Annotated in this window: 17 protein-coding genes; 7 read left to right on the top strand and 10 right to left on the bottom strand. The window is 38.0% G+C overall.

Features of this window, described 5'->3' with window-relative positions; translation table 11 throughout:
- Positions 1 to 194 precede the first annotated feature (194 nt).
- Complete coding sequence (locus ACJVDH_RS06675; protein WP_443946783.1) at positions 195 to 1196, top strand: phosphotransferase enzyme family protein; 1002 nt, start codon at positions 195 to 197, stop codon at positions 1194 to 1196.
- Between the two features lie 322 nt (positions 1197 to 1518).
- Here the strand turns inward: ACJVDH_RS06675 and ACJVDH_RS06670 are convergent, their stop codons facing one another.
- The 10 genes from ACJVDH_RS06670 to ACJVDH_RS06625 all read right to left on the bottom strand — a co-directional run bounded on the left by ACJVDH_RS06670 (position 1519) and on the right by ACJVDH_RS06625 (position 9299).
- On the bottom strand, positions 1519 to 2481 hold the full coding sequence (locus ACJVDH_RS06670; protein WP_443946782.1) for a hypothetical protein: 963 nt from the start codon (positions 2479 to 2481) through the stop codon (positions 1519 to 1521).
- Positions 2482 to 2488: 7 nt separating this feature from the next.
- Positions 2489 to 3586: a toxic anion resistance protein gene (locus tag ACJVDH_RS06665; protein ID WP_443946781.1), complete on the bottom strand. Its 1098-nt coding sequence runs from the start codon at positions 3584 to 3586 to the stop codon at positions 2489 to 2491.
- 28 nt (positions 3587 to 3614) lie between these two features.
- On the bottom strand, positions 3615 to 4229 hold the full coding sequence (locus ACJVDH_RS06660) for a TerD family protein (protein ID WP_443946780.1): 615 nt from the start codon (positions 4227 to 4229) through the stop codon (positions 3615 to 3617).
- A 4-nt stretch (positions 4230 to 4233) separates the two neighbouring features.
- On the bottom strand, positions 4234 to 4788 hold the full coding sequence (locus ACJVDH_RS06655) for a TerD family protein (RefSeq protein WP_443946779.1): 555 nt from the start codon (positions 4786 to 4788) through the stop codon (positions 4234 to 4236).
- Between the two features lie 9 nt (positions 4789 to 4797).
- Entirely contained in the window at positions 4798 to 5634 is an 837-nt protein-coding gene (locus tag ACJVDH_RS06650) for a phosphoribosyltransferase family protein (RefSeq protein WP_443946778.1), read from the bottom strand.
- Positions 5588 to 6340 (bottom strand): HAD family hydrolase, encoded by a 753-nt coding sequence (locus ACJVDH_RS06645; protein WP_443946777.1) that lies wholly within the window; start codon positions 6338 to 6340, stop codon positions 5588 to 5590. The genes ACJVDH_RS06650 and ACJVDH_RS06645 overlap by 47 nt, the downstream gene beginning before the upstream one ends.
- A gap of 87 nt (positions 6341 to 6427) precedes the next feature.
- On the bottom strand, positions 6428 to 7246 hold the full coding sequence (locus ACJVDH_RS06640; protein ID WP_443946776.1) for a TerC family protein: 819 nt from the start codon (positions 7244 to 7246) through the stop codon (positions 6428 to 6430).
- A 115-nt stretch (positions 7247 to 7361) separates the two neighbouring features.
- Positions 7362 to 8390 carry a WD40/YVTN/BNR-like repeat-containing protein gene (locus tag ACJVDH_RS06635; protein WP_443946775.1) on the bottom strand — a complete coding sequence of 343 codons (1029 nt, stop codon included), beginning with the start codon at positions 8388 to 8390 and terminating at the stop codon, positions 7362 to 7364.
- A 7-nt stretch (positions 8391 to 8397) separates the two neighbouring features.
- Positions 8398 to 8829 carry a DUF2147 domain-containing protein gene (locus ACJVDH_RS06630; RefSeq protein WP_443946774.1) on the bottom strand — a complete coding sequence of 144 codons (432 nt, stop codon included), beginning with the start codon at positions 8827 to 8829 and terminating at the stop codon, positions 8398 to 8400.
- Between the two features lie 89 nt (positions 8830 to 8918).
- Positions 8919 to 9299, bottom strand: a complete 381-nt coding sequence (locus ACJVDH_RS06625) for a DoxX family membrane protein (RefSeq protein WP_443946773.1) — start codon at positions 9297 to 9299, stop codon at positions 8919 to 8921.
- Positions 9300 to 9431: 132 nt separating this feature from the next.
- Between ACJVDH_RS06625 and ACJVDH_RS06620 the strand changes: the two genes are divergently transcribed.
- The 6 genes from ACJVDH_RS06620 to ACJVDH_RS06595 all read left to right on the top strand — a co-directional run bounded on the left by ACJVDH_RS06620 (position 9432) and on the right by ACJVDH_RS06595 (position 19423).
- Positions 9432 to 10103 (top strand): RNA polymerase sigma factor, encoded by a 672-nt coding sequence (locus ACJVDH_RS06620; protein WP_443946772.1) that lies wholly within the window; start codon positions 9432 to 9434, stop codon positions 10101 to 10103.
- A gap of 81 nt (positions 10104 to 10184) precedes the next feature.
- A complete protein-coding gene (locus ACJVDH_RS06615) occupies positions 10185 to 11345 on the top strand; it encodes a FecR family protein (protein ID WP_443946771.1) in 1161 nt (386 codons plus the stop codon).
- A 54-nt stretch (positions 11346 to 11399) separates the two neighbouring features.
- A complete protein-coding gene (locus tag ACJVDH_RS06610; protein ID WP_443946770.1) occupies positions 11400 to 15011 on the top strand; it encodes a SusC/RagA family TonB-linked outer membrane protein in 3612 nt (1203 codons plus the stop codon).
- An 11-nt stretch (positions 15012 to 15022) separates the two neighbouring features.
- Positions 15023 to 16447: a RagB/SusD family nutrient uptake outer membrane protein gene (locus ACJVDH_RS06605; RefSeq protein ID WP_443946769.1), complete on the top strand. Its 1425-nt coding sequence runs from the start codon at positions 15023 to 15025 to the stop codon at positions 16445 to 16447.
- 16 nt (positions 16448 to 16463) lie between these two features.
- Positions 16464 to 18908 (top strand): zinc-dependent metalloprotease, encoded by a 2445-nt coding sequence (locus ACJVDH_RS06600; protein WP_443946768.1) that lies wholly within the window; start codon positions 16464 to 16466, stop codon positions 18906 to 18908.
- 11 nt (positions 18909 to 18919) lie between these two features.
- The gene (locus ACJVDH_RS06595) at positions 18920 to 19423 is read left to right on the top strand and encodes a DUF3347 domain-containing protein (RefSeq protein WP_443946767.1); all 504 of its coding nucleotides are present in this window, start codon (positions 18920 to 18922) and stop codon (positions 19421 to 19423) included.
- Positions 19424 to 19504 lie beyond the last annotated feature (81 nt).

The following is a 19504-nucleotide window of genomic DNA, read 5'->3' as shown; positions in this document are numbered from 1 at the left end:
CGAAGCAAAAAAATCGTCGTTGTAAAGAGGAACGACTGCCTGCCCCGACTTTTCGGGAAAGCAATCTCTCTATTTGCCACGGAAACGCAGAATTCACGGAAAAAGGAAAACATATTCTGAACACAGATTCGCGCCTTTTGCGTGAGAAATCCCGCCTACTTAAATTTTCTTATTTTTACAGTAAACAACGCCTTATGCCCAGCTTTTTTCCTGCCCAATATTCCACTTTATCTGCGATAGCGCTACAAAATTGTCTGATTGACCGGTATCAATTGCATAAAAACACACAATGCAAACTGTTAATCAGAAACGTGAGTGATACCTATTTGTTAGAGAATGATTCGGAGAAATTTATTTTTAAAATTTACCGTGATGCGCACCGAAAACGCGAAGAAATTGAAGCTGAAGTTGAATTGTTGAATTGTTTAAAAGCAGATGGCAATTCTGTTGGCTACCCAATTACAGATCAAAATGGACAACAGATTCAGCAATTTAATGCGGTTGAAGGAATCAGAAATGGTGTTTTATTCAGTTATGCTAAAGGAAAAGTTATTCATGATCTCGAACCGAATCATTTGATTTCTCTCGGTACCGATATGGCTAAAATTCATCAAACCACTTCTAAAATTAAATTAGCGGGCCGCAGACCAGTATTCGATTTCCAAACAACGTTGATCCAACCTTTAGAAACCTTACATTTAAAAGTTCCGGAATTGAAAGATGAGCTAACTTATCTCACTCAACTCTCAGAAATGGTGATGTCTAAATTTGAAACGTTTGATACCAGAAATTTTTCTGTTGGCTATTGTCATTATGATTTTTTCCCGAAAAACTTTCACTTTGATGAACAAGGAAAAATAACCTTTTTCGATTTTGACTTCGCTGGCACAGGTTATCTTGTAAACGATTTGATGTCATTTCTAAACCATTATTTTTTCCACCAGGTAAATAATATGATATCCAGTGAACAGGCAGAAGTGGACTTTAAGTTATTTCTAGATACATATATGCAGTATCGACCTTTAAGCCAAGACGAAATTGCAGCAATCCCCTACCTTGGCATCTGCTTTCATATTTTCTTTCTAAAATTCTTTTACGACAATTATGACGATTGGTCGAATGTGTTTTTGACACCGAAATATGTGAAATTTCGCGTAGAACTCATCCGCAAATGGGAAGCGATGTATTGCTTGTAGTGAATTTTTAATTAACACGTCGGTTCGAAGAAGCAATCTTTCTTGTTGCCACGGAGACACGGAAAAGGAAAACAAAATTTTAAGCACAGATTGCCCCTCGTCGTTGCGGAAATTCAAAGCTCTGATTGGCTTCACAAATGAATCAATGACCGATGAACAAATGACCAATGAACCAATCGACTTTGCCACGGAAACACAGAAGTCACGGAAAAAGAAAACATATTCTTAACACATATTGTCCGTCGTCGTTGCGGAAATTCAAAGCTCTGATTGGCTTTACAAATGAACTAATGACAAATGAACCAATGAACTAGTGAACCAGTTAAAACAATTCTGTTTTCAGCATTGCCTTTAAGATATTCGATTGAACATCAAAATTATTCAGGTGATTCAGGAAATTAATATCAGATATTTTAAGATAACTGTCTTCAAGTAACTGAATAATCTCTGCAGGTATAGCGGTTTTAAGCACAGCTGCATTACTTGTTAAACGGTCGTTTTTATATTCCAGTTCTTGAACAATTTTTTCTCGTTCAGATAAATTATTAGACTGATCAATCTCGTTTAATATAGTTAAGTCACAGAAAAGGAAAAGATTCCGACCAGGAAAAAACAAAAAATGCCTATCGGTATCCAAAAAACGGTAAATTTCCATAACCATCTCTCCGGATTTTAATCCCATCAAAAAAGTGCTTCTAAATTCATATTTGCACAGCAAACCCATTAGTTTTTTTTCGATGCTGGCAAACACATGAATGTACATTTTTTTATCGCCAACATCAATTAATTCTGCAAGTTGTTGCGGATTGATATCGAAATAAAAATCATTTGCATAGCGGGAACTGAAGGAATTTATATTTTTTGAAAAAGGAAAATCGGTACTGTGATCGGAAAGGACATCAAATAAACGGCGTAAAGATTGGCTTACCTTTAGTGTTTGTTTCGGCTTTGCCAGCTCGAAGTCTTTTTGGGTAATTAAAGCGCCTGACATACGCTCGATCAAGCCTTCATTGATGTGGATTTCATCGTAAAGCAACGTTACATTTCTTTCATTGCTTTTTTTAATTTTTCGCAGCAGCTCGATAACGCTCGCGGTGAATTGCACATGAAAAAGATCGAGTTTATCAATTTCAAGTTCTTCATTATTTACAAAGAGTTGATGTATAACCTGGCTCCTTAAAAAAATTTTATAGATGATTTCTTCATCAAAAAACACAGAAAGCAGCTGTAAACGGCTGATTTCTGTGTTCGATTTTTTTAAAATATTTAAGCGGTATTCATCCATTCCTTATTTAACTCACTCGCGTAACGTTTTTCTTGAGCTCGGTTTCGAGGGTTTTCAATTCGCCATCCAAAACTCTTCTGCTCTGTGCACCCGCTTCATGAATTTGTTTAACCTCGTTTAAGGTTTCAATCAACGAAGAAGTGGTGCGTTTTAAAGTTTCCAAAGATACTACAGTTTTCTCATTTTCTTTGGCCACGTCTATGCTATTCTGCTTCAGCATTTCTGCATTTTTTTGCAGAATTGTATTTGTGGTATCAGAAATTTTCTTCTGCATTTCTACATTGGCTTTTTGCCTTTGTAAAGCAACGGCAATTGTCAACTGGTTTTTCCAGACAGGAATGGTTGTGGACACGATAGACTGTGCTTTCTCAGCAATGGATGTATTGTTGTTCTGCACTACGCGGATTTGAGCCAGCGATTGCAGCATAATAAAACGCACAATTTTCATATCAGCCAGGCGTTTGTCTAACCTGCTGATAAAATCGCGCAAATCGGCTATCTCATAATCCTGATAATCTGCGGGCCGGCCTTCCATTTCTGCCAATTTCAGATTTAGTTCGTTATACTTGAGTTGCCCCGCAATAATCAGTTCTTCCATTTGATGGATATAACTTACATTGCTATCAAACATCGTTTGCAAAGAACTGTTGTCTTTGATAGAATTTAACCTTCCGGCTTTAATTTTATTGGTGATTTTATCAATATTATTCACCACAACATCGTATTTCTGAAAGAGTTTTTTTACGTCTACTACCAGGTTTTTCAGAAATGGTATCCTGGAAATAAACGACTTGAAACCACTTTGTTCCAGTTCAGAAACATCAATATAATTCAGCTCTGTAAGCAACTCATTAATTAAGCCACCAACTTCTCCGCTATTGTAAGTACGTACAGAAGCCAGAAAATCGTTACTGTATTTCTCCATAGAATTTTGGGTTTCATTTCCATAATTCAGAATAGAGTTTACATCAGAAGGTTCAAGGCTTTTGGCAATTTCCTGATATTTTAAGTTTTCTTCCGGCGATATTTTTTCGAGTTCTACGTTGCCATCTTTATCAAGTTTAACTGGTGTAAGTGACTGAGGAACGTTTGGGTTGCTTTCCATAATTTAAAAATTAAGCAGACTTTTTAGTCTATAAATAATTCTGGGTTACGGTTTTCACGGTATCTTCCAGTTTTTTATCGCGTGTAGGCTCGCCAATGGCATTAAATTTCCACTCGTTATTTTTTTTGTAAAAAACACCCATCACCATAGATACGTGACCAGAAAAGTTAGATCCGTTGGCAATATCATAAGTTGCGAAAACTTCATTTACACGTTTTGGAGATCCTTCGTAAATGCGTATAGATGCAAAAGGAATGGTTCCAAAATCTTGCCCTCTAAAACTATTCAGTACAAAAGCAACGTGTGCAACATTGGCATCAAGTGCAGAAAAATCAAGTGTAATAACTTCATTATCTAAACCATCATCACCGCCCATATCGCCGGTTAAATCATCGCCACTGTGTTTTACAGAACCGTTTTTTGATTTCAAATTGCCAAAATAAACCACTTCCAAAAGCTGTTTATTTTCATTGTATAAGGCACAACTTGCATCAAGATCTACGGCCTCCTGTGTTTTTCCGAAACCAAACAGACCTTTCTTTTCAATAGCGCCCCAGTTTATACCCACACAAACATTTTGCAATGTACTGCCATTGCTTTTTTCCAGACTAATACGTTGTCCTTTTTGAAGATTAATTGCCATAATACTATTGATATTTATTTAAATAATCCTGTAAACCACCTTTCATGCCCACGCCAACTGCTTCAAATTTCCATTTTCCATCACGTTTGTAAATTCGGCCAAATTCTACAGCCGTTTCAATAGAAAAATCTTCTTCCAATTCGTATTTCAACAGTTCTTCGTTGGTAGCAGAATCAAAAATGCGGACGAACGAATTTCTCACCTGACCGAAATTTTGCCTGCGCACATCAGATTCGTGAATGGTAACTACTATACAAATTTCGTTCACCCTGCCATCTATTTTTGTCAGGTCTACTTTAACTTGTTCATCGTCTCCATCTCCATCTCCGGTTAAATTATCACCAGTATGTTCAACAGATCCATCGGGAGAAACCAGATTGTTGTAAAACACAAAATTCTCATCTGAAACCAGCTTTTTCTGATCGTTTAACATAAAAACTGATGCATCCAAATCAAACGCAGAACCGGTTGATGAGCTGTTGGTATCCCAACCCAAACCAATGGTAAATTTTGGTGCGCCGATATTCTCTCTCTGTCCTTTTTGCAAATTTATAGCCATAGCATTCTATTATATAAGTTTATAATTATTGTCTTTAATGTAAGTGTTAATCCAATTCAGGTTTTCGCTGTAGGCTTCCATCAGGTGGTAACTGTTGCCCAAAGCAAGGTCATATAACTGGTGTATAAAATCGGTATTCATCCGTTGGATAAATAAGGAAAAAGCCTGATGTTCTGTATTCAGAATGTATTTAACAATACGCGTATTAAAGCGAAAATGCCCGCTATTGATGATTGTTTCTAAATCGAAAATGGATTTTACCTGGTGATAATTTAGAAAATTTTCTACACTGGGGTGAATGTTGCGGTTAATAAGTTCGCCGAAATACAGCATATGAATTTCATTTTTTAACCCATAGGTTTCCGCCATTTTAAGAATCATTCTTTCGTGACTTCCGGTAATTTTAATATCATCTAGAAAGAGTAACGTTTTGCCTTCAAGAAAATCTTTATCAATATGAAAAGAATCGTTGCCAATTAAACTCAGGCGTTCTTCTGCACTTAATTCGCCGTAATCTTCTTTATAGGTTACCGTTCTGTGCACTTTAGTTTCTTGTACAGGTAAACCATTATTTTCGATTAGCCAGCGGTTAAGTTGTGAAACGAAATAGTTTTTCATCGCAAAAGTTGCGGTCGGGATAAAACTATACGGGCTCGAAATGACCACAATCTGATCTGTTATCGAATTATCGGCAAGATAGTAGCGGATAAATCCATCGGCGAGATCGCAGCCAAAAGCTTTCGCAACCAGATCGTCACCAAATTTAAAGCGGCTATATGCATCTGGATCAAAACCAAAGTTATTGGTATTGTCGATCTTGTGAAGTGCGTAGGTAAATGGAATCATAGAGAAGGTTTAATATAGATAAATCATTGGAATTAATTAGTAAACTGTGAATTCCGGCAGCCTCAGCGCCACCAATATCTGCAACTGGATTATCGCCAACATGGAGAATTTCTGAAAGTTTGATATCGGAATGTATATCGCGATTTATTCCATCCAGCATAAGCTGAAAAAAACCGGGATTGGGTTTAGACATGCGCACTTCATCAGAATACAATTGAAAATCGATAAAACAATCAATACCCAGATGATACACTACTTTTCTTAATGTTTTACCGCGGATAAAACCGGTATTGCTCAGAATATTTGTTGTAGATATTGAATTGTTTTTCAATGCAGACAGCGTTTCTAACGTAGAATCGCTGTAGATTAAGGGCATGTGATTTAGTAAAAGTTCTTCCATTTCTAACTCAAGTGTTGGAAGATCGATTTGGAAATGTACCTCAAAATCATTCATCATACTGATGACCATCAGGTACATTTCGTCGGCATCTACGTTTTTACCGGTTTTCTCATTAATGGCATTTACCATCAAATCCACACGCCGGAAAATGATTATTACCTCTTCAAGCGGCTTATTTTTAGGATTGAATTTCTGATGAAAATAAGCGGCCCGTTCTTGTTTAAACGAAGGATTGGATTTAATCAGCGTTAACCAAAGATCGAAAGAATAATGTTTGTAAAAAGCCATGCGCTCTTGTGTTTTCATAAACCGTATCTGTATCCAATATCTGTAATTTGATTGAGGATTTTAAACGGTTTATTGTAAGAATTTTATAGACGTTGGAATAAAACCTTAAGATTTATCCAGTACATCTTCTGCCCGCTCGGCTACTTCTGCTTCTGCTTTATTTTGTTTCGGAAAATTAAATATCAAAGAAGAAAGCACCGGCAAAACAAATATTGCTACCGTAAAAATAGACACAAAAAGATCAGTCTCCTCTCCTTCTATCAAATGCGTAATTGGCGATTGCGGACTGAAATGCGTAAACAAAGACGAGGTTAATTTAATTCCAAGCACACCAATTACAATAAAGGCAACGGTTTCCAGAAATGTAAATTTCTCCATCAGTTTTACAAAAGCCTGCGCAACAAAACGCATAGCCAGAATGCCTACAAAAACACCAATATAAATTAGATAAATGTTATCTGTAAAGGCCACAGCGGCAAAAACGTTATCAATAGAAAAGGCAAGATCCATTACTTCTACAAGTGCAACAGTTGCCCAAAACGTACCAATTAAGCCTACAGTAGATTTATAAATCCAACTTTTGCTTTTGTCTACAGATTCTTCATTATCAGCTTCTTTCTTAGCACTTTTTTTACGGAAATAATCAAAAGCAAGGTAAATTAAATATAAACCTCCAAGCGGTTTTAACCACCAGATTTTTACCAGCCAAGCCGCAAGAAACAGACAGATACCGCGAAATACATAAGCGCCAATAATGCCATATTTTAAGGCTTTATCTCTTTGCTCTTTCGGTAAATCCATTACCATAGTTGCCAGTACTGCAGCATTATCTACAGAAAGCAGACTTTCAATTACGATTAAATTTAGGATGATCAGAAGGGATGCTTGAATGTCATTACCAAAGATGGTATGTAAAAGGTCCATAGAAAGTTTATATATTTAATTTTAACAAAGAAACAAATTTTGCTCATTTAATAAAATGTATTGGCTGCATCTGTTTCTTTTCGGTTTTTGACTGTTTGAGCGAATAAATGTTACATCATTTTTTTGTGTTGTGGCTTTTCAGCAGAAAGATGGTTCCTTTCTCGCCAGCCAATACAACGCGTTTTCCACTTTTAGATTTTTGCACCGCATTAAAACTTTGCCCTGAAATATTTTTCCAGTTTTTGCCGCCATCTGTAGAAAGATCTGTTCCGGAAGTTCCGGTCGCAATCAATGTGTTCTTATCGACATAAGTTACACCAGAACGATAGCCCAAAACCGGACTTTCTGGCTTTAGCCAGGTTTTGCCACCATCTGTGGTGCGCAAAACATTATTGCTGTTGTCTTTATCTTTAACATAATTTCCACCAACAACAACACCGTTTTTAGCATCATAAAAATCTATAGAAAATGGGCCTGTAGTTGTTTCTCCCTGCCAAATCGGGCATTTAAAAACACTCCAGGTTTGTCCGAAATCAGAAGAGAAGTAAATATTGGAAACTGTGCCACCTGTGGCAATCCAGACTTTGCCTCCATTTAATGTTTTTATAGTTGTACCACTTGCCGCAAAACCTGCTTCGCCTTTGGTCATTTTCCGCGTAAGGTTTGCAGAAATATCCGTCCAATGCTCGCCTCCATCCAGTGTGCGCAGCAATTTCATTTCGTTATTGATGGGATCGCCAAAGGCAATTGCTTTGTTTTTATCCCAAAAAGCCATTCCGTCCAAAAAAATTGCGCTGTCGGCATTTTTGTAGTATTCCGTCCAGCTTTTGCCGCCATCTCTGGTTTTTAAAATGTATGCCGGTGAGCCTGCGTTTACAACAATCGCTTCCTGATCGTCAAAAGCTTCAATATCTCTAAAATCCAATTTTTCGTAGCCCTGAGGTTTCATCCAGTTCCAGGTTTTGCCACCATCAATGGTTTTACCTATTGCTCCGTTACTGCCGCTGGCCCAAATCACTTGGTCAGATACCACACTTAAACCACGCAGGCTTGTTTTGGTATTTTCATTAAGCATTTTCATTTGCCCCGATTGTGCAGCGCAAAAAAATGGTGCCAAAAAAAGGCACCAGATTATTTGTTTCATTTTAAAATTATTTTACACGTTTAAAAACCTCCGTTCGGCCCAGAAGTGATACGCCAACATAGCCTCTAACATTAAGTACATCTGTGCTTTTCAAAGTCATGTTACAGCTATAGGTTTTTCCACTTTTAGGATCATAAATTGTCCCGTCGGTCCATTTTCCATCTTTATAAGAGAAATCTTTTAGAATCTCCAAATTAAGCAATGGTCTCTTTTTTAAGTTATCTTCTGGATTTTTAGTATCTACTTTAGGTTTTCCATCCAAATTAGGCTCTTTCATCCAAGCCAGTTTACCATAGTATTTACTGCCTTTTTTATAAATTTCTATTTGTCCTTCACCAGATGAATTCTGCCATCTGCCTACAATTTCATCCTGCTTCTGTGCAAGAGCAGAAAAGGCTGTTGCTATGATTAATAGCATCAAAACTTGGAACTTTCTCATATTTTAAATTTTTAGTTAGTGATTAAAGATAACACTTGAACACTAACTAAATTAAAAAAAGCGAAGAAATTTACAAAACAAGGCCGTTTTTATGCAGAAACAATCGGCAGGTATTTTTTCCGGTAAGCGTAAAAAAGGAAAATATTAAATAACAACAAACCAACCGCCATTGGCAATTCTGCCGGACCAAGAAAAGCGTGGTACAACAAAATATTTAGCGTTACGGGAAAAATCATCAAGGCAGCTAAAGGTGCTGTTTTTCCGATCAGCAACATTAAACCGGCAACCAGTTCTGTTCCTTTAATAAGCGGCATTAAATAAACCGAAGCGGTAACGCCTGCCATAAAAGTTGTTTGAGCATCGGTCATTTTTGGCGCTTCCGCCGGCATAAATTTCAAAAAATAACTGACAGACGCGAATAGGTACATGGCGCCAAGCAGCACCCTGATGATGATTGTTGCAATTTTCATAATTGTTTTTTTGGTTGTATACCACTAAAATAATAAATATCAACCACTTAAATGGCATCAATTCTGTTCATCTTCATTAGGCAAATTGCAGCTTCAATGCTAAATATATCGATTGTTTTTTAATGCTGATTGATGGCTTTTATCCTGTTTTTCAGAAATTTTTCTCATTTTAGTGCATTCTATTTCTCCGCGCCCTCCATAAAAATCAAACTGAACTATACATTGACTAAAGAAGCTGAACATATTAAACTTCTGCAACAGGGAAACCGGCGTGCTTTTGAAGCTTTATATCAGTTGTACAGCAATGCTTTGTTAACTAAAATTTTATCTATGACCAAACTGCCCGACATTGCAGACGAGTTGGTTCAGGATATTTTTTTGAAAGTTTGGGAGAAACATAAAGCAATTAAAGACGATTTATCTTTTAAGGGATGGTTGTATAAAATTGCCGAAAATACTGTATTTGATTATTACCGTAAACTGGCCAGGGATAAAAAAATGCAGGAATATCTTCTGCAAACCTTTGCCGAGTTGTATAACCATACCGAAGATTATATCCTAAATAAAGAACGAACAGCATTACTGGAAAAAGCGCTCTCTAAATTACCAGAACAACGAAAAATTATTTTTAAACTCTGCAGATTAGAAGAAAAAAGCTATCAGGAAGTTGCAAACTTACTCCAAATCAGTCCATCAACCGTGAGTAACCAGCTCGTTAAAGCAACAAAGACTATTAAGGACTATATATTCTTCAATTCAAGAGAATTTCTCCTGTTTATGATCGCTTTTTACTTGCGTAAATAGAGCCAACCAAAAAATATTTAGTTTTTTTACTTTCCGGATAGTGTGTTTCCAATTTTCGAGCGTATACAATAAAACGCGAGTATGAAAAGTACACCAGAAACTAAGGCATTTTACCAGAAATTTCTTCAGAATAACGCTACCGCAGCAGAACTTGAGGCATTGCTAAAAGATTTTGGTACGTTAAATGAAAGCGACCTGCGTGGATTAATTTCTGATGCACTAAATCGTGAAGATGCACTTGCCATTGCAGATTCTGCCCGTTTACAACGCCTTGCAACTTTGCAGGCCAAAATTAATGATTCCATTGATGGAGGCAGAAAAACCTTCCGCCTGTATACGCGCCCGTTTTTTAAAATTGCCGCAACAATTGTAATTACCGGAAGCATTGCTTTTTCTGGATTTCTGATTTTCAAAAACCAGGATTCAGATTTTACAGCTTTTAAAGCAGGCGGTAATTTGGCAAATCTAAAACTTTCTGACGGCAGAAATCTGGTTTTAGAAAATGTTGCACAAGGTACATTCGCCAAAGCCGGAAGCGTAAGCATTGAAAAAAAAGCTGACGGGATCATCATTTACCGTGCTAATTCTTCTGACACTACGGGTTTATCTACCATAAATACAATTGAAACACCACGCGGCGGACAATACAAAATTACCCTTTCAGATGGAACCAGCGTACTTTTAAATGCCGGCTCTACTTTATCTTTCCCCATTGGTTTTCATGGCAACACGCGCGAAGTATCTCTAAAAGGAGAAGCGTATTTCGAGGTTGCCAAAAATCCGTCGAAACCATTTATTGTACATACAAAAACCTTTTCTACAACGGTTTTGGGCACCAAATTCGACCTCTCTACCTATACAGATGATCACGTTGCGCGGGCAATCCTTCTTGAAGGGAAAATTAAAGTTGCCAGCAATCAATCCTCCGCTTCTGTAATCCTAAAACCTGGACAGCAGGCAAGTGTGAACAATTATAGCCTCGCTGTAGACACGGTAAATACCGAAAATGCCACAGCCTGGAAAGATGGTTTGTTCATTTACGAGAACGAAAGTATTGATGTTGTGATGCACCACATTTCCAGATGGTACGATATTGATGTTGATTACAATACTTTACCGCAAAGACAACTGTACATCAAAATCAGCAGAAACCAAAACCTCTCAGAACTGCTCCGCATGATTTCCTTAACAACAAATCTCAAATTTCAACTTACTGAAAGGAGGTTATCTGTGATCCAATAATTTATCAAGCATCCTACCTTCCCTATTTATCAACAACCAAAAAAACTAATTTGAATGAATTTTACCATGCATGCGCAGTGCTTCAGGCAGCGCATATCCCAACCTATTACCAAAATATTCGCATTGCTGATGTTATTAACAGCAATGAATATTGGTGTTTTACATGCACAAACCCTCAATTTTTCTTTTAAAAACACGCCCCTGGATAAAGTAATTGCAGAAGTTGCTAAAAAAAGTGGTTATGAATTTGTGTTTGACGCAGCGCATTTAAAAGGTACCAATCCTTTAACACTTGATATCAAATCTGCAAACCTAAGTCAAACCCTTGAGCAAATTTTCAGTAAACAAAATTTCAGTTACGAGATTACAGGCAAAGTCATTATTCTTAAACCAAAAGTAATTGCACAATCTGCGGGTACATACTGGATTAAAGGCGTTGTAAAAGACAGCACTGAAAGCCCTATGGCTGGCGTTATTGTACGTATAAAAGACCAAAAAACTGCTGTTCAAACTAATAGCGAAGGTTTATTTACTATACAATTAGACGATAAACACAACAGTTTACTGTTTAATTTTATCGGTTATAAAGAGCGGGAATTAACACTTCCACGCAGCAATTCTACAGGCTTAATCAATGTTACACTTTACCAATCGCCATCACTTTTGATGGATGTTGTAGTAAATGGTTTTCAGAATTTAAGTCGCGAGCGCAGTACTGGTGCTGCAACAACAATAGACAGCGCTACCTTAAACAGACAACTAAATGTAGATTTACTTTCTGCATTAGAAGGTAGAGTTGCGGGTTTAATGTACACCAAAAATCCAAATGGACTTACAGCAGATCAGCCAGTATTACGTGGTATCGGAACCTTTTCTAATACGGTGGGTACAAGTCCGCTAATTGTAATCGATGGTTTGCCAACCGAAGTTACTTTAGATCAGGTAAATCCTTACGATGTAGAATCCATAACGGTCTTAAAAGATGCCGCTGCTGCGTCTATTTATGGCTCGCGCTCCGGAAACGGCGTTATTGTAATCGCTACAAAGAGTGGTAAGGGTAATGGTGTTAAAATTACGGCCAATGCAGATCTTTTTATTACCGGAAAACCGGGATTCGAAAGTATGCATTATGCTTCTACAAGTGATTTAATCGATTACGAAACCGCTGTGTACAACCAGGAACGTGCAAGGTATGCGTCTACTGATGCCATGTTTAATTATTATGGAAATGTTGGCAATGGCCTTACGAAATACTATACACCGCTTTATGAATTGTATCGGCTACAATCCAAAGGCTCTTTAAGTACAGCGCAGGTTAACAATACGCTAAACCAATGGAGGCAAAATGATTATTATCAGGATTATGCAGATAACGTTTGGCAAAATGAAGTACGCCAGCGTTACAATTTATCTTTCAGTTCTAACGGCGCTAAAAGCAGTAATTTTTTATCTCTGAATTACGATGCAACAGATGAACGCATGAAATACAACAACAGCAAGAATTTTACGCTGTACAATAAATCTACTTTCAACCTTAAAAAATGGTTAACGGCAACCATTGGTATTAATGCGGCCTACAATACTAGCGTGAGCAGCAGTTATGACTATACAAACTACCAATTGCAACCTCGCTATCAGCAAATTACCGATGGAAATGGAAACCTTGTGTATTCGGATTATGTAAATCTGTCTGATGGTTTTTCTTCCTCACTTAACATTAATCCTGCGGTAATTACCAGTCTTGCCGGCAACTCAAATTTCAAATCTTTCCGCTTTAACATGCTCGATGCTATTCAGGAGGGACAAATGAATACAAAAGCCATTAATCTAAGAACATTTGCCAATATAAAAGCCAATATCTATGACGGTTTAAGTTTCAGTACTCAATTTCAGTACGAAAACAAACGCAACGATGGAGAGCAGTTTTTTGATAAGAATAGCTACAGAATGCGTTATGCCTACAATGCAATGACCAGCTATGCAAACAATATATATACCCACAACTTACCAGAAGGCGGGCGTTTTTATCAGTCAACCCAGCAAAGCACTAACTATACGTTCAGAAACCAGTTGAATTACGATAAAATTTTCGGCAATAAAGAAAATGAACATGCCATTGTAGCCATTGCAGGCTTTGAGATGCGCCAAACATTAATCCCGCGTACAATAGAATCTCTACGTTATGGTTATGATCCGGTAACATTAAGTTCAACGCTATTGGATCTGGACAGATTGAACAATACAGGTATCGCCAGTTATATTTATGGCAACCGCACATTGGGCGTACCTGCTACCAAACAATCGCAAACGAAACACCGCTATTTATCAGCATACAGCAACATGAGTTATACTTTCCGCAGTAAATATAACCTCACGGGAAGTGTACGCGTAGATCAAACCGATTTGTTTGGCGTAGATCCAAAGTATAAAAACAATCCGCAATGGTCTGTAGGTTTAGGCTGGAATGCCAGCAACGAAGATTTTTTAAGCAACCTTGCCTGGTTAAGCTTACTAAAAGTGCGCGCAACTTATGGTCTTAATGGAAATGTAGACCAAGGTTCTTCTCCATATTTAACGGCAACAATTCGTAGCGACGGATTATTCCCCGCATTACAATACACCAACATTGTAGCACTTCCAAATCCGAAGTTGCGGTGGGAACGCATTGCAACTACAAACTTTGGTATTGATTATGCGCTCTTCCAGAATCGCCTTCGCGGAAGCATAGATATATACAACAAATACAGTACAGATTTACTGGTTAACACAGAACTTGATCCAACAGTTGGAACTGCTTCTCGCATGTTAAACAATGGTGCATTGAGAAACAGAGGGATAGAATTTAGTGTTAGCGGAGAGTGGCTCAAACAAAATGATTTGACATTTAGCTCATCAATCGTTATTGGCTTTAACCGAAACAAAGTACAAAAGGTAAATAACGCGGTGCAATCAGCAGCATCTTATATTACATCGCCGAGAGACTACTTTTTTCTTGATCAGCCCATTAATTCAGTTTATGCATATAAATACGGCGGAATGGTAAATGGCTACCCTTATTTTCTGGATGAAAACGGGCAATCTAATGTAACTTTCGATGCAAGCGGAACACCAACAGCAGTAAAAAGTATTAACAACAGCAGTGCTATCGTTAATATGGGTACGTTAATCCCGCTTTATAACGGTTCTGTATCGCAACGCATCAGCTATAAAAATTTCGACATCAGTGCACTTTTGGTTTTCTCAGGCGGAAATAAATTGCGTAAAGATGTAACCGATTTATCGAGCACAACGGTTTACGATCAGGATATTAACCAACGATGGACAAATGGTAACACGCCAGATCTACCGCGTATTTATGTAGATTATCCAACATCTGCCGTTAATTTTGCATCAACACTGAGCACACTCTGGAAATATTCTGATGCGCAGATTCTCGATGCCAGCTACATTAAATTACGCAACGTTTCACTTTCTTACACACTTCCAAATCATTTAAGCAAAACCCTGCATGTAAGTCAGGTGCGTATGTCTGCTCAGGTTAATAATTTATGGTATTGGAGTGCTGCCGGAGATGATATTGATCCGGAAACCTATTCTTTAAACAGCGGAACCCGATCACTTGAAATTCCCAAATCATTTCTATTCGGATTGAACGTAACCTTCTAAACACCAAAAACATGAAAAAACAATTCTTACTTCTTTTTACTCTTGTTTTGGTCTTCCTTGCAGGTTGTAAAAAATATACAGACATCACCCCAATTGGATCAATGGTGATTGAAACCGCCGAAGACTATTACAAAATGGTTTCTTTTCCAAACCGGGCTTATCCAATAAATAACTTCCAATATTTGGTTGACGATCAATGGATGAAAGAAACCAATGTTATTGGCCGTACCAAAAACATAGACATCATTAACTTCACCTTTGATGACAGCGATGCCCGTACCAATTTATTAAGCGGATCTAGCATGTACAACCAAAGCTACAGCTATATAAACCGCTGGAATACAATAATTTCATTAATAGATGGCAGCAAAGGGGATGAAAACATTAAACAACTGGCAAAGGCCGAAGCAAAGGTTTATCGCGCTTTTGATCATTTTCTTTTGGTAAATGTTTATGCAAAAGCATATGATCCGCAAACTGCAGCAACAGATGGTGGCATTTGTATTATGGATAAATACGATTTGGAAGCCAAACCTGTAAAATCTACTGTACAACAGGTTTACGATTTTATACAAGCCGATATTGATGCCGCAATCCCTTATCTGCAACAAACACCGGTTGATGTTTATCATCCTTCACTGGCATTCGCCTGGGCACTTAAAGCAAAAATTCACCTTTTTAAACACGAATTTTCGCAGGCCAAAGAAGCTGCACTAAAATCATTGAGCTATAACAATGCGATTTACGATCTGGTAAATCTAACCAAACTTGGCGGACCAACTACCGTTGCAGTTCCGGCGGGGCAAAATCCAGAAGTATTGAGCTATATGTATATGACAGGTTATACAGAATCTACCTTTTTATATGTATATATATTTAGTCCGGAGTTGGTTAATCTGTTCGGTAAAAACGATGCCCGCTACAACTTGTTTATGAACAGCACCAATGCGAGTTATCTGGATATCGGTTCCGGAACTTCGTATTTCTCCATCAACTACCGCCAGTTTTTCTATCCAACAGTTGGTATGAAAACAACAGAAGTTTACCTGATGCTTGCCGAATGTTATGCCCGTGAAGGAAATCTGGCCGAATCGATCAATATTATCAATCAAATCCGTGCAAAACGCATCACATCTGGTACTGTAACATTACCTGTGCCCACAACAATAAAAGATGCAATGGATATTGTAATTGCAGAACGCCGCAAGGAATTGCTTCTTGGCTTTAACCGTTTCTTTGATCTGAAAAGATTAAACAATGAACCGGCATATGCAAAAACCATTACCAGAACCTTCCCTATCGTTACTAAAACAGTTCCGCAGGTTACGTATACGTTGCCACCAAATTCGCGTTTGTACATCATTCCCTTTCCTTCGAACGTGATGAAACTCAATCCGAATTTAAGGCTGAACACTAATGAAACCTTACCTTTTTAACTAAACACAACACACAATGAAATATGCTTTAAGCATTATCCTTTGCGCATGGTCCATTTGGAGCTATGCGCAGAAAAAGGATGAATCCAAAAAAGATTCTATTCCGGTAAAAAAAATTACCAGTTACGAAAAACTTATCCCAAAAGGTGCATACGCCAGAAATGGATTGTTTGATGTTAGAAACGCCGAAGGCAAATGGTATTTTGAAATACCAGACAGCCTGATGAAACGATACATTTTAGTGGTAACACGTTATGTAGCTACGCCGCAGGGCGCAGGTTCATTTGGTGGCGAAAAATTAAATGAGCAAACCGTGTACTTTGAGAAAGGCCAGGATAAAAAGTTACTCATGCGTGCAGTGATTTACCGCCAGGATGTGAATAATGAAACTCAGGCAATTTTTAAAGCGGTAGAAACCTCGCAGGTGAACCCGATTGTTGCTGCATTCGATATTAAATCTACCAATCCATCAACAGGAAATACGGTGATTGATGTAACGGATTTTTTTAGAAAAGAAAGCGCAATTGTATCCTTTCCCGCTTCAGAGAAAACGGATAAAAAACTTGGCGGACTGGCAGACGACAGATCTTTCATCAACAAAATAAATACCTATCCAATCAACATTGAGATTAAAACCACGAAAACCTACAGTACATCTGCAGCTTCAATCAGTGCCGGCGCACAAACGGGTTTTATCACATTCGATCTGAATACATCGATGGTTTTATTGCCAAAAGAGCCTATGCGTAAGCGTTTCTTTGATGAGCGCGTAGGTTATTTCGCCAATAAATACACATTATTTGATGACAACCAGCAAAGAATTAAAAATTTGTTTTACATACAACGCTATCGTCTGGAACCAAAAACCGAAGATGTAGAGAAATACAATCGCGGTGAGTTGGTAGAACCTAAAAAACAAATTGTGTACTACATCGATCCGGCAACACCGAAAAAATGGCGGCCGTATCTGATTGCCGGAGTAAACGACTGGCAAGTGGCTTTTGAGCAAGCGGGTTTCAAAAATGCTATTGTGGCGAAAGAATGGCCAGAAGCCGATACCACCATGAGTTTAGAAGATGCAAGATATTCCGTAATCCGGTATTATGCATCAGAAACGCCAAATGCATACGGGCCGCGCATCAGCGATCCGCGAAGCGGAGAAATTATTGAAAGCCATGTAGGCTGGTTTCACAATGTGATGAAACTGGTACACAACTGGTACATGATACAAGCCGGACCATTAGATCCAAGAGCGCGTAAGATGGAATTTGATGATGAACTCATGGGACAATTGATTCGTTTCGTTTCTTCGCATGAGATTGGCCATACCATAGGTTTACGCCACAATATGGGTGCCAGCAGCCAAACACCGGTGGCAAAATTACGCGATAAAAAATGGGTAGAAGCCAATGGCCATACCGTTTCAATTATGGATTATGCCCGTTTCAATTATGTGGCACAACCCGAAGATCACATATCTCCTGCTGGAGTTTATGCCCGTATTGGTGCGTATGATAAATGGGCGATACAATGGGGATATCGCGATTTTACCCAGACTAAAGATGCTTTTGACGACCAGAAAATACTCAATAAACTGATTATAGACAGTTTAAAAACCAACCCAAAACTATGGTTTGGTGGCGAAGGTAAAAATGGAGATCCAAGAAGTCAGGCGGAAGATCTGGGCGATGATTCTATGTTGGCGAGTGATTATGGAATCAAAAACCTGAAACGTGTAGTGCCTAATCTGCTTAAATGGACCTATGAAGAAGGTGATTTATATGACAACCTTAAAGAATTGCATAAAGCCGTTGTGGGACAATACAGTCGTTATCTTTATCATGTAATGACCAATATCGGCAATCAATACATTACACAACGCAGTGCGGATGAGCCCGGAAATGTGTATACAGAAATCCCCAGAGATAAAGTAAAACGGGCCGTAAATTATCTGGACAGACAACTTTTTGAAGCACCTTTATGGATGTATCCTACAGCTATCACCGAAAAAATTGATGCAAATCCTACGGCAGCCATTATGGATCAGCAAAATCAAATTCTGAATATCGTTTTAAGTCCGGGCATATTATTTAACCTCAACCAAAAAGCTTTGGTTTCAAAAAATCCCTACCCGGTTTCAGAATTTCTGACGGATCTGGAAAGAGCCGTTTGGAAAAATTTCTCCGGTAAACCGCTTAGAGACAGTTACCGCCGCGCTTTACAACGCGCTTATGTAGAAAAACTAAATATCCTCATCAATCCTAAAGATATTGCCGATGGCAAACAAATGAACAATTTCCAACGGAGTGATGTACGATTGTTGGCAATGGATCACCTAAAACATTTGCGTGCGAAAGTAAATGCATTATTGGCGGCGAATCCAAAAAACCAAACGCACCTGCGCGATATGCTTAAAGAAATTAATGGTATTGCAACGCGGGCAGCTAAAGTTAAATCTTAATTATACTGTATATGAAAAATCTTAAAATCATTTTTTTAAGTCTTCTGCTTGTTTCTGCTTTAACCAGTTCTGCACAATATGACGTAGCAAAGCGCGATACATTGAAAAAAGGCATCGTACAAGACTATATTTTACTGAAAGACAATCTGTTTGCATCAGACTCCCTAAAAGCAGTTAAAGCTGCAAACCATTATGCCGAAAATCTAGCTGCTTTTAAATTTAAGAAGCTAACTTTAGATGACATGAACGCGCATACAAATGCCAGAAAAGAGCTGGTTATGTTGGCAAAAGAAATTGCTGCAACCAAAAACATCAACTTGCAAAGGAAAAAATTTTCGCAGCTATCTGCAAAGTTCATGCTGATTATGGATCAGGTAAAACCTGAGGGAGAAAAACTGTACCAGCAGCAATGCCCAATGACTGGCGATACCTGGATCAGCACAGTTGAAACCATTCAAAATCCATATTTTCCAAAAAATATGGCCAATTGCGGGGTAATAAAATCAACGCTTTAATATTTTAGTACCAGCTGTACCTTTAGTTTCAGGTGCAGTTGGTATAAAAAAACAAAATCCATCGTCTTTGTTCCGTTGTAC

It is taken from the genome of Pedobacter terrestris (assembly GCF_052343045.1).
Taxonomy (GTDB): Bacteria; Bacteroidota; Bacteroidia; order Sphingobacteriales; family Sphingobacteriaceae; genus Pedobacter.
This window is presented reverse-complemented; position numbering and strand designations above follow the sequence as displayed.